12 protein-coding genes are annotated in these 15,810 nt (G+C 42.8%); 9 read left to right on the top strand and 3 right to left on the bottom strand.

Features of this window, described 5'->3' with window-relative positions; translation table 11 throughout:
* Positions 1 to 19: 19 nt before the first annotated feature.
* From A3I5_RS0100155 to A3I5_RS0100165, 3 genes are all read right to left on the bottom strand, one after another.
* Positions 20 to 1,762: an ABC transporter ATP-binding protein gene (locus tag A3I5_RS0100155; protein ID WP_018372584.1), complete on the bottom strand. Its 1,743-nt coding sequence runs from the start codon at positions 1,760 to 1,762 to the stop codon at positions 20 to 22.
* A 1-nt stretch (position 1,763) separates the two neighbouring features.
* Positions 1,764 to 3,500 carry an ABC transporter ATP-binding protein gene (locus A3I5_RS0100160; protein ID WP_026216839.1) on the bottom strand — a complete coding sequence of 579 codons (1,737 nt, stop codon included), beginning with the start codon at positions 3,498 to 3,500 and terminating at the stop codon, positions 1,764 to 1,766.
* Positions 3,501 to 4,313: 813 nt separating this feature from the next.
* Entirely contained in the window at positions 4,314 to 5,024 is a 711-nt protein-coding gene (locus A3I5_RS0100165) for a glucosaminidase domain-containing protein (RefSeq protein WP_018372586.1), read from the bottom strand.
* A gap of 240 nt (positions 5,025 to 5,264) precedes the next feature.
* Here A3I5_RS0100165 and A3I5_RS13025 point away from each other — a divergent pair, with 240 nt between their 5' ends.
* The 9 genes from A3I5_RS13025 to glgB all read left to right on the top strand — a co-directional run bounded on the left by A3I5_RS13025 (position 5,265) and on the right by glgB (position 15,654).
* Positions 5,265 to 5,459, top strand: coding sequence for a DUF454 family protein (locus A3I5_RS13025; RefSeq protein WP_408640777.1), 195 nt, complete (start codon positions 5,265 to 5,267; stop codon positions 5,457 to 5,459).
* A gap of 226 nt (positions 5,460 to 5,685) precedes the next feature.
* Positions 5,686 to 6,381: a phosphopantothenate--cysteine ligase gene (locus A3I5_RS0100170; RefSeq protein ID WP_018372587.1), complete on the top strand. Its 696-nt coding sequence runs from the start codon at positions 5,686 to 5,688 to the stop codon at positions 6,379 to 6,381.
* Positions 6,378 to 6,932 (top strand): phosphopantothenoylcysteine decarboxylase, encoded by a 555-nt coding sequence (gene coaC / locus A3I5_RS0100175; protein WP_018372588.1) that lies wholly within the window; start codon positions 6,378 to 6,380, stop codon positions 6,930 to 6,932. Before A3I5_RS0100170 ends, coaC begins: the two co-directional genes overlap by 4 nt.
* Entirely contained in the window at positions 6,916 to 7,500 is a 585-nt protein-coding gene (locus A3I5_RS0100180; protein ID WP_018372589.1) for an ECF transporter S component, read from the top strand. Before coaC ends, A3I5_RS0100180 begins: the two co-directional genes overlap by 17 nt.
* Before the next feature lie 240 nt (positions 7,501 to 7,740).
* Positions 7,741 to 9,459: a phospho-sugar mutase gene (locus A3I5_RS0100190; protein WP_018372590.1), complete on the top strand. Its 1,719-nt coding sequence runs from the start codon at positions 7,741 to 7,743 to the stop codon at positions 9,457 to 9,459.
* 380 nt (positions 9,460 to 9,839) lie between these two features.
* Positions 9,840 to 10,979, top strand: a complete 1,140-nt coding sequence (locus A3I5_RS0100195) for a glucose-1-phosphate adenylyltransferase (protein ID WP_026216841.1) — start codon at positions 9,840 to 9,842, stop codon at positions 10,977 to 10,979.
* Position 10,980: 1 nt separating this feature from the next.
* Positions 10,981 to 12,099 carry a glucose-1-phosphate adenylyltransferase subunit GlgD gene (glgD, locus tag A3I5_RS0100200; protein ID WP_018372592.1) on the top strand — a complete coding sequence of 373 codons (1,119 nt, stop codon included), beginning with the start codon at positions 10,981 to 10,983 and terminating at the stop codon, positions 12,097 to 12,099.
* A 227-nt stretch (positions 12,100 to 12,326) separates the two neighbouring features.
* Complete coding sequence (locus A3I5_RS0100205; protein ID WP_018372593.1) at positions 12,327 to 13,769, top strand: glycogen synthase; 1,443 nt, start codon at positions 12,327 to 12,329, stop codon at positions 13,767 to 13,769.
* Positions 13,770 to 13,782: 13 nt separating this feature from the next.
* Positions 13,783 to 15,654 carry a 1,4-alpha-glucan branching protein GlgB gene (glgB, locus tag A3I5_RS11375; RefSeq protein ID WP_018372594.1) on the top strand — a complete coding sequence of 624 codons (1,872 nt, stop codon included), beginning with the start codon at positions 13,783 to 13,785 and terminating at the stop codon, positions 15,652 to 15,654.
* Positions 15,655 to 15,810 lie beyond the last annotated feature (156 nt).

Below are 15,810 nucleotides of genomic sequence, written 5' to 3' on the forward strand. Positions count from 1 at the left end.
TTTTAAAGGGAGTGCTAGGTTACACCTTTTGCTGCATGCGGTGCATATCAGCGTAACGACCACCGAGTGCGAGGAGTTCATGGTGCGTCCCTCGTTCTACAATTTGACCTTCGTGGAGAAGCAAGATCTGATCGGCATTTTGAATCGTAGACAGGCGATGGGCAATGATAAAGGTGGTGCGTCCCTCCTTGACCACGTCCATAGCTTTTTGAATGACTTCTTCGGTTTCGGTATCAATGTGAGAGGTTGCTTCGTCTAGAATCAAGATTTTAGGGTCAGACGCTAGCGTCCGCGCAAAGGCAATCAATTGGCGCTCACCGCTGGAGAAGGCATTGCCTTTCTCAACGACTGGCTCATGAATCCCTTTTTCAAGACGAGCAATCATATCACTGGCGCCGACTTTTTCTAAGGCAGACAAAATCGTCTCATCAGACATATTCTGATCATCCATGGCCACGTTGCTAGCAATGGTTCCTGTGAAAAGATAGGGGTCTTGCAGGACAATCCCCATCTCAGCACGAACACTTTCACGATTGAAGTCAGCGATAGATTGGCCGTCAATCAAAATTCGTCCTTTTTGCGGATCATAGAAACGAAAGAGTAGGTTCATAATGGAACTCTTACCAGAACCTGTGTGTCCGACCAGAGCAATGGTTTGGCCTTGCTTAGCAGTGATGTTGATGTCTTTTAAGACATCATGGCCTTCCTTATAAGCAAAGGAAACGTGTTCGAAAACAACCTCGCCTTTTTCAACCACCAATTGGCGGTCACTATCGCTTTCTAGAGGTTGATCTAAGAGTTCGTAGACCCGCTTGCCAGTCGCTAAGGAGCGCTGCATATTTGGCAACAAACGTACCAGCATGCCCAAAGCATTAAAGAGGCGCTCGGTGTAGTTGATATAGGAGAAAATCAAACCAGCGGAAATGCCAAGGCTTCCTCCGAGAAAGAAATAGCCAACCACAGCAAGAATCAAGGATAGAACAATCCGCTTGAAGAGTTCAACTAAAGACCAGGATATGGTAGACTCCACCTTGGTCATTTTGAGGTCTGAAGCCAGCATGCGCTCAGCGGTCTGGTCAAACTGAGTGGCCATTGCTTCTTCTTGGCCGAAAAGCTGAATGATACTCGCACCATTCATCGCTTCGTTGACCTGACTATTGAGTTCGCTCTGGGCCTCGTAGAAGCTAGTCATAGCAGCTTCTGTCTGGTGAGAGTAATATTTTTGCCAGAGTATAAAAACAGGAATCAAAAGCATGAGCGAAAGCCCCAGCCAGACATTGAGGTAAATCAAAACCGCATAGATGATGACTACCCAGAGTAGATTGATGATGATATTAGATAGCATAGTGCCGTAAAATTGGCTGCGCAGCGTTTCAGTATCGTTGACGATCCGTGAGGAAATTTTTCCGGCAGGCTTATCGTCAAAATAAGAAATAGGCAGGCGTTGCATGACATCATAGGCACGATTTCGAAGGGCTTCGCCGACCTTATTGGCCACATGCATGAGTATGCGAACCGAACCATAGCTGATGCTATTTCCGATAATGGTCAGTCCAATGAAAAGTCCCAGCTGGGTCAGCAAACGCCCTGTATCTAGCGGAGCACCTTTTGAAACAGGTGTCAGTACAGTATCAATGGTCTCTTGGACAATCAAAGGTGCCACTTGAACCATAATTCCTGAGAGGATCATCAAGCAAATCCCCAGAGCAAAGAGTCTCCAAAAGAGCTTAATTTCTTTTAATAATCGTAAGGTAATCTGCATTTTAAGCTCCTCCTTCTATCGTTTCTTCGCTTTGCTGGCGTTGGTATTGTTCAAAATACCAGCCACCCTGAGCTAGCAGATCAGCAGGGCGTCCTTCTTCAACCACTTGGCCATTTTCAAGCACAATCACCCAGTCAGCATGATTAACTGCTGAGAGCCTGTGGGTAACGATGACATTGGTCTTGCCTTGGCGGAGCTGTTGAATGTTTTCAATAATTTTTCGCTCAGTTTTAGCATCAACTGCTGACAGCGAATCGTCCAAAATTAGCAATTCAGGCTCTTTGATGAGAGCACGCGCGATTGAAATCCGTTGCTTTTGGCCTCCTGAGATGGACACGCCTTTCTCCCCAACCATGGTCTCTAAGCCTTGGCTCATCCGTGTCACATCTTCTGCAAAAACTGCTGCTTCAACTGCGTTCATGACCTTAACAGCCTTAGCTTCTGGCTGGCCAAAACGAATGTTGTCTGCCACGCTACGAGAAAAAAGGATGTGTTCTTGTGGGACATAGCCCAGCTTGTCTTCCAAACTTTGACGCATAAACTGGGTAATCGGACGGCCGTTGACCAGATATTGCCCTGTTCCAATCGGATACTGACGCAAGAGTTGGCGGACCAAAGTCGTTTTTCCACTACCTGTTTTCCCAACAATTCCTAATGTTTGGCCTTTTTCCAGAGTCAAGTTAATATTTTTTAGGGTAGGCAAATCACTGCCAGCATAGGCGAAGCTGTAATCTCTAAACGTAATGCGCTCAAGAGCATCCGCTTGAAGCTGACCGTCCTTTTCCATATCATCGGTGCTGTTCATGAGCTCGGTCAGCTTATCATAAGCCACCTTACCAATCTGGTAAACCAACACCATGTCAGAGAGCACCCACATCGGATCCATCAGCATGATAGCGTAAAGCTGAAGAGCAACGACATCCCCTAGTTGGAGGCTCCCAATACTCATGTAATAGCCGCCAAATCCGACAACCAAAGCGGTGCTTAACCCCAAGAAAGTCAGCGCCAAACGCCCGTAGGCAGATTGATAAAACATGATTTTATCATTTTTAAGCACCAGTTGTTCAGTCTTTTTCTGAAAACGCCTAGCACCTAAATCCTTCTTACCGTAGGCACGTGTAACGCGGATGCCTTCGATCACTTCTAGGACTTCATTACTGAGGTTGGCCACAGCCTCCCGTGATTCTTCAGAAGCAATCTCCTGCTTAGTGCTGATCCAGTAGACAATGATGCCCAAAATCAGAATCGGCAGACTAGCTAGCAGGGTAATCTGCCAGGAAATCAAAACCATGGCAGGTAGGACAAAGAAAATCGTTCCCAAAGCTGAAAAGATACTCATCACACCAAAGCCTAGCAGTTCAGAATAATCATTGGTATCGTTGGTGAAGCGTGTCAGCATATCACCTGACCGAAATTTTTCATAAAAAGGCGTCCGCATGTGAATCAGTTTGTTAAAAAGACCTCGACGTAACTCAAAGCGATAACGACTGGCCTTTCCAAAAAGCAAGCGAACCCAGATCAAATCAGCAATATATGTGACAATACCTGCCAGCAAAACTATAAACACTGACCAAAGCAAACTTTCTTGTGTCAACGTTCCTTGACTGATCTGATTGATGACCTTCTGAGTCATTTGCGTTGGCACCACAAAAAGCCCATAACTAATCAAAAGACCAAGGCTAACAATTGAGTAAGTCATCCAATTTGCTTTCACAAAAAACCAAATTGCAGACAGCATCGACCGTTCCTTAGACAAATCGTTCATAAAATTCTCCTTATACTAAGATACAAAGGGCGTATAGAAATGCGCTGGAAAATAAGGGAGTGACCGATGAGTCCGAAGACTCAAGGGAACTCACGCATTTTACCGAGCATTTTAGCCCGTGTTCAGTTCTAAGATNCAAAGCCCGTTNAGANANNCGTTGAAAAATGAGAAAATTGACGAGGAGTGTAAACACTCTAGGAAATTTTTGAATTTTACCGAGCATTTTAGCCCGTGTTCAGTTCATTAAGATACAAAGCCCGTTAAGAAAAGCAACGAAAAATGGCAGCAAGTCACTAGGTGCTTTAGCACCAATGAACCACGGACGCAGAGGGTTCAGGATTTAGGACGGCTCGAGCATTAAAATCACTAAAACAGAAACGCTGACAAAGACAGCAATTGCTCCTAAACTTTCTTCAAACGAGCTTCTCCTATTTCACTTTTCCACACAAAAAACCATACCCTTTCAAGCTATCTGACGCCTGAAAGGGTATGGTTTTAGTATTTTTACACACGAAAAGACTACTTGAGCCTAAGCTGCACACTTAAAACACGTCATCTACCATAAAAGGAGTCAGATTTTGAATTGATTTTACTGTTGCTTGTTTCATTTTTTCAAACTCCTTTCATTTTTATTAATGAGCTTAGTCTAGCATATCTAAAAATACTTGTCAAGAGATTTTTCAAAAAAAGAAAACTGCAATCTTTTGTAAGACGCAGTCTGTAATTTTTAGAATTTGTATCACAAGTGAGGCACTGTGATAAGTGTTAAGTTGTGAGGGCAATTTTTTATTGTCCGTAACCGTTACTACGAAGATAGGTGCTCCAAGATTCGTCTTCTGCTAAAGTCTGTGAGCTGGTGTACTGACCGCGATAGCTGTTCCAAACCGTATCTCCGGCTGGCGCGGCTACCACATAGGCTGGCTGGTCATAAACTGTCAGACCATAACGCTCAATAATGCTATTGAGTTTTGTCGCATAGGATGTATCAGTCGCATAAGTTCCCGTTAATGCTGCCGTTGCATCCCAGTAGTTGGGCGCAAAAGACTTACGAGCTCCTGCATAAAAATCAGAGCTTAAAAGATTGGCATAATCGTACATTGATTCAGCCCAGCTATTATAGGCGCGAAACGGTGCGTCAATATAGTAAGGATTGCCAAAGCCATCATCTTCCCAAGTTTTCATCGTAACGGAGCGACCGTTGTAAGAGCCTTTGATACCGTATAAGTTATAGCTTGGACCAATAGCTAGTCCAGACTGACCGCTGTGCGATTCCAAAATAGCCTGCGCAATCATTACCGAAGCATAAAGATCACGTTCTTGGCCGATTTGGCGCGCGCGCTCACCAATTAAGTTGATAAAATCCTGCGTTGCATCTCCAGTCAATCCTTGTGCTTCGACGTTATTATCAGTTGCCGTGAAAGGATTTCCAACCAATCCAGCAAAAACACCTGCCAAGGCTAGGCCTGTCATTATTGTTTTCTGAGCCATCTTTTTCATTTTCAATTCTCCTGAGATTCTTTTAATGTCCAAGGTTTATTATAACAGAAGGGTTTGACGAATAAAGGACATTATGTAACAATTGTATAATATTTCCCTTACAAAAGATAACAACGCTATTTGGGGATAAGTTCTTGTGTAGGAAGAAAGTTGCCTATGTCTCTTCTTTTTTCAAAAATATGGTACAATTTTAAAAACGATATTTGACTGAGGAATTAACATGCACCATCTTAAAAAATTATCTTTTTAATCATCAGTCTGCTTGTTTTTGTTCTTGGAACGCTGGGTTTGTACTTGCCGATATTACCAACGACGGTCTTTTATCTGATAGCAGCCTTTTGTTTTGCGAGATCTCCTGATCGGCTCTATCAAAAATGGCATCCTCTAAGAAATATCAAGAATATATTGTCGAACCTTTTGTCGAGCGAAAAGTAAGTAAACGTAAAAAAAGCCACCTCTTTCTCTCATTGACAATCATTTTTGGGTTGGGCATGTACTGTCTGAGTCAAATGGATGCTTCTGGGAATTTACCTTGCTCATATCATCGCGCTGAGCTGGTACTGGTCAAAACCACCTAAAAATCAATCAGAAGATACGATTTAATTTCTGCAAACTGTTGCAAAATCTGGACTTACTGCGTCAAATAAAGTAAAATAGGCCTATGAAAATTTTGATAACATCTGGCGGGACAGCTGAAAGCATTGATCAAGTCCGTGAGATTACCAACCAAGCCACTGGTAGACTAGGACAAGTCATGGCTGAAATCTTTCTGGCAGCCGGTCATGAGGTGACTTTTGTGACCACCAAGCATGCGCTGAAGCCACCCGAGCACGATAGGTTGACAACTCTGCTTGTGAGCAATGTTGCCAGTTTGCTAGAGGCTTTAGAACAGCAAGTTCCTACGCACGATGCCGTTATCCATGCTATGGCGGTTTCTGATTACAGTCCAATCTATATGACTGACTTTGATACTGTGGCAAACTCGGACGATCTGACTGAATTTCTTCATGCTCAAAACTCGGAAACTAAAATTTCGTCTAACGCTAATTACCAAGTTCTATTTCTCAAAAAAACACCGAAACTCATCAGCATGATCAAAAAATGGAACCCTGAGACAATTCTTATTGGTTTTAAACTTTTGGTCGATGTTGACAAGTCTGAACTGTTTAGTGTTGCTAGGAATAGCCTTCTTAAAAACCAAGCTGATTTGATTGTGGCCAATGATTTGACAGAGATTTCAGGGGATCGGCATATCGCTTACCTTGTTGATCATGAGTCCGAGCAACGTGCCACAACCAAGCAGGAAATCTCCCTACAACTCTTGAACTATCTCGAACGAAAGGAACATCAGTCATGACTAAACGCATTACGTTAGCCGTTACAGGCTCTATCTCAGCTTATAAGGCAGCTGATTTGACCAGTCAGTTGACCAAGTTGGGATATGATGTGACCGTTTTGATGACCAAATCTGCCACGCAATTCATCACACCATTAACCCTACAAGTTTTGTCTAAAAACAGTGTTCATTTGGATGTCATGGATGAGCCAAAAGCAGATAAAGTCAATCACATCGAACTGGCGAAGCAAACGGATCTTTTTATCGTTGTGCCAGCTTCTGCCAATACAATTGCTAAGTTAGCGCATGGTTTAGCCGATGATATTGTCTCTTGTGTCGCCCTGGCTTTACCTGCTGAGACGCCTAAGTTGATTGCGCCAGCTATGAACACCCAAATGTACCAAAATTCCATTACCCAAGCCAATATTGCAAGCCTGAAGGCTTATGGCTACCAAGAAATCATGCCACGCGAAGCCTTACTGGCCTGCGGTGATTATGGACGCGGTGCCTTAGCCGACTTACCACTCATTATCCAAACGATCAAGGAGACCATAGATGCCATCACTCAATAGAAAAAAACAATCTAACACTCTGGCTGTTGTTGCCATGTTTTTTGCGACTATGCTAGTCATCCATTTTATGACCTCATTTATTTTCAATGTGCTTCCGGTTCCCATCAAACCGACATTAGTTCACGTCCCTGTCATCATCGCCTCTATCATCTACGGACCACGTATTGGTGCTAGTCTAGGGTTTTTAATGGGGATTATCAGTGTGGTAACCAACACAATGATCCTCTTACCGACTAGTTACCTTTTCTCTCCCTTTGTCCCTAATGGGAATATCAACTCACTGATCATTGCTATGATACCGAGGATTTTAATTGGGATTACACCTTACTTCGTTTACAACTTTTTGAAAAACAAGACAGGGCTTATCATTGCTGGCGCTATTGGTTCCATGACCAATACCTTATTCGTGCTAGGTGGTATTTTCATTCTTTTTGCCAATGTCTACTCTGGTGATGTCCAAGCAATGCTAGCTACCGTCTTTGGTGCCAATGCTATTGCAGAGATGGTGATTTCAGCTATATTAACGGTAGCTGTTGTTCCTGTTTTAGAAAAATTAGCGAAGCGTTAACTGTTTAGGCCTATATTCACAGATCAATGAAAGGCTAATGATGAATAGTGAAAAGATAGTTTTAAACAGTTATTACCATGACTGTGTGGGTGAGTCGGCTCAGAAGGAGTTGACTCACCTTTTTCTGTTCCTTTTCCAAAGATTTCTTATGAAAATTTTTCAGAAATATTCCATTTTTAACTGTTATTTTTACAAAATCATGGTATAATGAAAGCGATTAATTAATAAAGGAGTTTTCCCATGTCCTATCAAGAAAATTACCAAAAATGGCTCGATGCCGCTACTCTTCCCAATTACCTTCGTGAAGAATTAATTTCCATGGATGAAAAGACCAAGGAAGACGCATTTTACACTAACTTAGAGTTTGGGACTGCTGGGATGCGTGGTATCATCGGTGCTGGAACGAACCGTATCAACATTTTTGTTGTTCGTCAGGCAACAGAAGGTCTGGCACAACTGATTGAAAGCAAAGGAGACGATGCTAAGCGACGCGGTGTTGTGATCGCCTATGATAGCCGCCACTTCTCGCCAGAGTTTGCAGATGAGGCTGCTGCTGTCCTTGCTTACCACGGTATCAAGGCCTATGTTTTTGAAGGCCTGCGACCAACCCCTGAACTTTCCTTTGCGGTACGCCATCTCCATACTTGGGCTGGTATTATGATTACAGCTAGCCACAATCCTGCGCCTTTTAACGGTTATAAGGTTTATGGGGAAGACGGGGGCCAAATGCCACCTGCTGATGCTGATGCACTGACTGATTACATCCGTGCTATCGAAAATCCATTTGACATCGCTGTTGCTGATCTAGATACAGCTAAAGAAAATGGTATTGTTGAAATGATTGGGGAAACTGTTGATGCAGAGTACCTCAAAGAAGTTGAGTCAGTTAATATCAACACAGACTTGATTGCTGAATTCGGCCGTGATATGAAGATTGTCTACACCCCTCTTCACGGCACAGGTGAAATGTTAGCGCGTCGTGCTTTAGCACAAGCTGGCTTTGAGGCTGTTGAGGTTGTTGAGGAACAGGCAATTGCAGACCCAGACTTCTCAACTGTGGCCTCACCAAACCCTGAAAGCCAAGCAGCCTTTGCTATGGCAGAAGCATTAGGTCGTGAGGTCGGAGCAGATGTTCTTGTCGCTACCGATCCTGATGCAGACCGCCTCGGTGTTGAAATCCGTCAACCAGACGGTAGCTACACGAACCTCTCTGGTAATCAAATCGGTGCCATCATCGCCAAATATATCTTAGAAGCTCACAAGCAAGCAGGTACTCTGCCTGCCAATGCAGCGTTAGCTAAATCTATCGTATCAACAGAGCTAGTCACTAAGATTGCCGAAAGCTATGGCGCAACCATGTTCAACGTCCTGACAGGCTTCAAATTCATTGCTGAAAAAATTCAAGAGTTTGAAGACACCAATAACCACACTTATATGTTTGGGTTTGAAGAAAGCTTTGGATATCTAATCAAGCCATTTGTGCGCGATAAGGATGCGATTCAAGCGCTTCTTATCATCGCTGAAATCGCAGCCTACTATCGTTCTCGCGGCCTTACATTAGCTGATGGCATTGATGAGATTTACAAGGAATATGGTTACTTTGCTGAGAAGACCATTTCAGTGACCTTATCAGGGGTTGACGGTGCGGCCGAAATTAAGAAGATTATGGATAAGTTCCGCAGCCATGCTCCAAGCACTTTTGGACAAATCGCTGTGGCACAAACAGAAGACTTCCAAGAACTCACTTCTACTACTGCGGATGGTCACGTAACAGCTCTGACAACGCCACCAAGCAACGTCCTCAAGTACAGCTTGATTGACGATTCATGGTTTGCCGTTCGTCCTTCAGGAACTGAGCCTAAGATTAAGTTCTACATTGCGACCGTTGGCACAGATCTCAGCGATGCGCAAGCTAAAATTGACGCTATCGAAGCTGATATTAATGCCTTTGTAAAATAATAAAACCTCATAGAAATAAAAGGAGACAGCCAAAATAGCTTTCTCCTTTTTCATATTTTGGTAGAACCTGCTAATTAAGGCTGCTTTTCTTATAAAAACCGAACGTTAATTTCTCCACTTTGTTTATCATTCATTTTTCATCGACTTTACCATGTAATCCCTCTCAATTTTTTCATAAATTGAGGCTAATTTTTGAAAAAATAGGTTTCTAAAATGTCATCTGAAACCGTTTGATTTCTTACAAAATCAGTCATGGAAAGACTTTGCAAAAGATTTGTAAGTTTTAGCTAAAAAATTGACAAAAAATATAGAAAGCGATTTCATTTTTCTGATGTTTATGATATAATATATCTATAATAAAAACAAAGGAGTTGGTTGATTTGGCAAATAATAAAATGTTGGCAATGATTCTTGCTGGTGGTCGTGGAACGCGTTTAGAAGGACTCACAAAGAAAGTCGCTAAACCTGCAGTGGCTTTTGGCGGAAAGTATCGTATTATTGATTTTCCGCTCAGCAACTGTGCAAATTCTGGTATCGAAGTCGTGGGTGTTTTGACTCAGTACGAGTCTGTTCAACTCAACTCCTATGTTGCTAAATCGCAACGCTGGGGGCTTGATGTTAAGGATTCTGGTATTTTCGTTCTACCTCCGCGTGAAAAGACTAGCGGTTTTGGCCTTTACAAGGGCACTGCTGATGCCATTACTCAAAACATTGACTTTATTGACCTAAATGAGCCTGAGCATGTCCTTATCCTGTCTGGTGACCACATCTACAAGATGAACTATGACAAACTGCTTGAAACACACGAACGCAACAAGGCAGATGCTACAATCGCCGTTATTGAAGTGCCACTCAAAGAAGCTTCGCGCTTCGGTATCATGAATACTGACGAGGATTATCGCATTGAGGAATTTGAAGAAAAACCGGCTGAGCCTAAGAGTAATCTCGCTTCTATGGGAATCTATATCTTCAACTGGAAAACGCTCAAGAAATACCTCCTCGAAGATGAAAGTCTCGAAGAATCGACACACGATTTTGGACACGACATTATTCCTAAATACTTGGCAGATGGCTTAAAACTCTATGCGCATCCGTTTAAGGGTTACTGGAAGGATGTTGGAACCGTTAACAGCCTTTGGGAATCCAATATGGATCTGCTTGATTCTAGCAATGACCTTGAACTATCAAATGCCACTTGGCGTATTTACTCTGAGGACTCTGGATCTCCTGCTCAGGTTATTGGAAAGCACGCTGTAGTCAAGTCAGCCTATATTGACAAAGGTGCCATTATTGAAGGGGATGTCGAGCATTCTGTTATTTCGACTGACGTTCAAGTTGCTGAAGGAGCTGTTGTGAAAAACTCCGTTCTTCTGCCAGGAGCGCAAATCGCAGATGACACTGATCTGGAGTATGTCATTGTTGCTGAAAAAGTCAAGGTCGGACCAGGTGTTGTCTTGTCTGGAACGAAAGACAAGATATTACTAATTGATAAAGATATCGCAAACAACAAGGAGGACTAAAATGTTACGAAACACCTTAGGAATTGTCAATGTTGATGGTAAAAATGTCGATTTTGGTCCAGAATTTATGCCGCACCGTAGCACTCAGGCATACGGCTTTTTGGGGCGCTACCGCTTGATTGACTTTGTTCTCTCTAACTTTTCTAACTCAGGTATTACTGACTTCCAAGTTTACATGTCTTCCAAGATGCGTTCAACCATTCAGCACGTTGGGACTGGTGATCAATACAATATCAATAGCAAACGCGGGAAGCTTCGTCTTCTAATGAGCGAGTCAAACGCAACATCAATCTACCAACATGATGTCAAAGCCTTTACAGACAACATTCGCTATATTGAAGGGTCTAAAAAGGAATATATTTTGATTGCACCAAGTTACTTCGTTTACAGTCAAGATTTTAATAAGGTTGAAGAGGCCCATGAACAGACAGGTGCTGATATTACTGTTCTTTACAAAAATACGACCAATGCTAAAGAAGCCTTTATCGGGTGTGATACCTTGAAATTTGATAATAATAAACGCATCATCGGTTTTGAGGAAAACCACGGTAAGTACAAAAACCGCCAAATTTCTCTTGAAGCTTACTTTATGAAGCGCACTCTCTTCATTGAGCTTATTAAACGCGCCAATAAAGTTTCGTCTCTTTATTGGTTTAAGGAAATTTTGGCTGATGTGGTGAATGATTATAAAGTCATGGGCTATGCCCATCGTGACTATGTGGCCTGTATCAATACCATCGAATCCTACTACAAGACACAGATTGATCTTATTGATCCCGTTAACCGCAAGCTCCTCTTCAAGCCAAAATGGCCAATACATACTCAGACAACCGACAGTTCTCCTACTTTGTATGGTCCGCTTGCTGAGGTTTCTGGCAGTCTGATTTCAAACGGTAGTTCGATCAATGGTCAGGTGGAAAATTCCGTCATTGACCGCGATGTAGTCATTGAAGACGGGGTTGTGGTCAGAAATTCTATCATCATGAACGGTGCCATTATTCGCTCAGGTGTGACAATTGAAAATGCCATCATCGATAAAGAAACTGAAATCAAGCATTCTATCGATATTCAAGGGACTCCTGAAACCCCTGTTTACATCAAGCCGCGCGAAATTATCTGATAGACTTGTTCGGAAACAAAAAAACTGTCTCAGAAGTCAGATTTCTCCATCACTCATAGAAAGCCATTTGAAAACTTAGAATGACAGTTTATGAAAAGGAACTAACTTTTCAATGAACTTCCGAACAAACCTAATGAATCCTACACTACTTTGGAATATAGTCGGGGCTGGGCAACGCTCTTGCTCCGATTTCCTTTAATCTGCTTTCTCACAGAAAGGATCTTACCGTGACACAATCTATTTTATTTGTTGCTTCTGAGGGACTTCCCTACATCAAGAGCGGTGGGCTGGCTGACGTGATTGGGTCGCTTCCTAAAGAACTCGCCAAAAGCGGTGCTGATGTCCGTGTTGTCCTCCCTCTTTACAAGAAAATGGCCATCAATGACCACGAGCGCTTTGATTATGTTGTGAGTTATGATGTTAATGCTGGCAATATTCACACGATGGCCAATGTCTACAGCGAAGTCCGCGATGGGGTGACCTTCTACTTCATTGAACATCGTGATATGTTTGAGCGTGATGAGCTTTATGGTTATGGCGATGATGCCTACCGCTTCGGTTTCTTCCAGCACGCTACTTGCCGTTTGCTTGAGGCTCTTAGCTACTTTCCAGATATCATCCACACGCACGACTGGCACACAGCTGCTATTCCTTTTCTTTGCCGGACTTTCTACAGCTACCGAGAAGAATTTCGCAAGATTAAGCATGTGCTAACTATCCACAATTTAGCCTTTCAAGGCGTCTTTCCAGAACATGAACTCTGGGCAAGCCTTGGCATGAATTATGGGTATTTCCTTGATGGCACGGCAAGATTCTACAATGATCAGATTAGCTACATGAAACTGGGAATTCTCTACGCAGATAAGGTCACAACCGTGTCTAATACTTATGCTCAGGAAATCTTGACAGATGAATTTGGTGAGAATATGCAGTATGTTCTCGGTTTGCGTTATTTTGACCTGTCTGGTATTGTCAACGGGATTGACTATGACGTCTGGAACAGTGAAACAGATGAGGCCTTAGCCAAACCGTTTGGCCTTGATACTATTGAAGATAAGCTCGCTAATAAACTAGCTCTGCAAGCACAATTCGGTTTACCACAAGATAAGGATACGATCTTAGTCGGTGTTGTTTCACGATTGACTTGGCAAAAGGGCTTCTACCTCATGGTGGAAAAATTACCAGAAATGCTGCAGGCTCGTGTCCAGTTTGTTGTACTAGGCAATGGCGAAGCTAACATCGAAAATACCTTTAACTACTACAAGCATGCTTATCCTGACAAATTTGCCTTCTACCAAGGCTATAACGAAACTCTGGCGCATCAAATCTATGCTGCTAGCGATCTCTTCTTCATGCCATCTATGTTTGAACCTTGTGGGATCAGTCAGTTGATTGCTATGCGTTATGGCGCTCTGCCTTTAGTACGGGAAACCGGTGGCCTTAAGGATACCGTTTGGCCGTACAACCAATTCAACCAAGAGGGCACTGGTTTTGTCTTTAGTGGCAAGTCAGCGGATGCTATGCGGATGGTCTACGATTATGCTCTTGATACCTACTATAATCGCCCAGAAGATTGGAAAACATTAGTAGCAAATGCCATGACCAAAGATGTCAGCTGGGAATCATCAGCTAAGGCTTATCTCGATCTTTATCAAAGCATCACACACTAAGAAAGGGGAATCGATGATTCAATTTGGAGAACAAGATCTGTATTATCTGAATACTGGCCAGCATACCAATCTTTATGAAACCATGGGCGCTCATATTATCAAAGAGCGTAACAAAATCATGGGAACCCAATTCCGTGTTTATGCTCCTAATGCTAAGGAAGTTTTTGTCATTGGGCAGTTTAATGATTGGCAAAAGACGCACCCGATGACCACTGACGGCCAAGGGATCTTTGAACTTTATGTGCCTGATGTCAAGTCACTAGTCCTCTACAAGTACGCCATCATCACCCATGATGGCCGTGAGATTGTTAAAGCAGATCCTTATGCTTTCTACAGCGAAACGCGTCCTGGTACTGCTTCGTCAACCTATAACTCGCGTTATAAATTCAAGGACGCCGACTGGATGTATCAGCGAGTTGACTATGATTTCAAGACAGCCCCTGTCTCTATTTACGAGCTGCATTTAGGCTCTTGGAAACGTCGTAAAGATGAGCAGTTAGATGGTGAGCAGCCACTGGACTATTTCTATTCCTATAAGGAATTGGCACCTCTGGTAATTGACTATGTCAAGAGTCACGGTTTTACCCATATTGAGCTTATGCCTATTATGGAGCACCCACTAGATGCTTCTTGGGGCTATCAAGTCACAGGCTATTACAGTGTGACCAGTCGCTATGGCAAACCTGATGAGCTTAAATATTTTGTTGACCAATGTCATCAGGCAGGAATCGGTGTCATCTTAGACTGGGTACCTCTGCATTTCTGTAAAGATGCTCACGGTCTCTACATGTTTGATGGCAGCCCGCTTTATGAATATAGCCATGAACACGACCGAGAAAACTATCAATGGGGGACTGCCAACTTCGACCTCTCCAAAGGCTCAACACAAAGTTTCCTCTTATCCAACATCAAGTATTGGCTAGAGCAATTTCATTTCGATGGCATTCGTGTTGATGCACTCTCCTATCTTATCTATTGGCGTGGGGAAACTGATGATGATAAAGTCAATCACCCTGCACTTAACTTTATCAAGCGAGTTAATGCTTTAGTCCACACTGAGTTTAAGGGTGTTATGATGATTGCTGAGGATTCTTCGAGCTATCCTAAGGTGACACATCCGCTCGAAGAGGAAGGCCTTGGTTTCGACCTTAAATGGGATTTAGGTTGGATGAACGACACGCTCAAGTATTTTGAACGTCAACCCATCCACCGAACTTATCACAGCAATGAAATTACCTTCGGTATGTTTTACAACCATAACGAACAGTTCATTTTACCACTATCACATGATGAAGTGGTTCATGGAAAACTGTCTATCGTGGAGAAAATGCAAGGTTCTTACGAAGATCAATTCCATCAAGCGCGTGCTTATTATGCCTACTTCTACGCTCATCCAGGAAAAAATCATCTTTTTATGGGAAATGAGTGGGGACACATCAGAGAATGGCACGACTACCGTCAAATGGATTGGTTCCTTCTAGACTATCCTATCCACCAAGGATTCCATGATATGATGAAAACCCTAACCCGTTTTTATCGAAATAACAGTGCCCTTTGGGCTAAAGATTTTCAAGAAGATGGGTTCGAGTGGGCTAAGATTGATCCAAGTTGTAATTTCTATGCCTTCCGTCGCTTCAGTGATGAGCAAGAGCTTCTGGTCGTTAATAACTTCAATGACCAAAATCTCTACGAAACAGAGTTAGAATTACCAGATAATGCTGAATACAAACTCGTCTTCTCCTCCAATGCCATTCCAACTGAAACGTTCAATCTCTATGTCAAAGATGGTAAGACAACCATTACTGTCCCTCGCTTCACAACCTATTACCTAGAACTGGTCAAACCCAAAGCCAAACGTGGCCGTAAACCAAAAAAGACAAAATAAAACCTGCAGAATCATAAGTGAGCACTTCAATTGCCAAAAAACAAGCCTCTAGAATGAAAATAGCTCACTTGTAAATACAGGTTTAGGGTTAAATGATTAAAAATCGCATGAAATCAATGTTTACTTAACGCAGGTTTCATGCGGTTTTACTATCTT

Origin of the sequence: Streptococcus merionis DSM 19192, assembly GCF_000380085.1 — a bacterium.
GTDB classification, from domain to species: Bacteria; Bacillota; Bacilli; order Lactobacillales; family Streptococcaceae; genus Streptococcus; species Streptococcus merionis.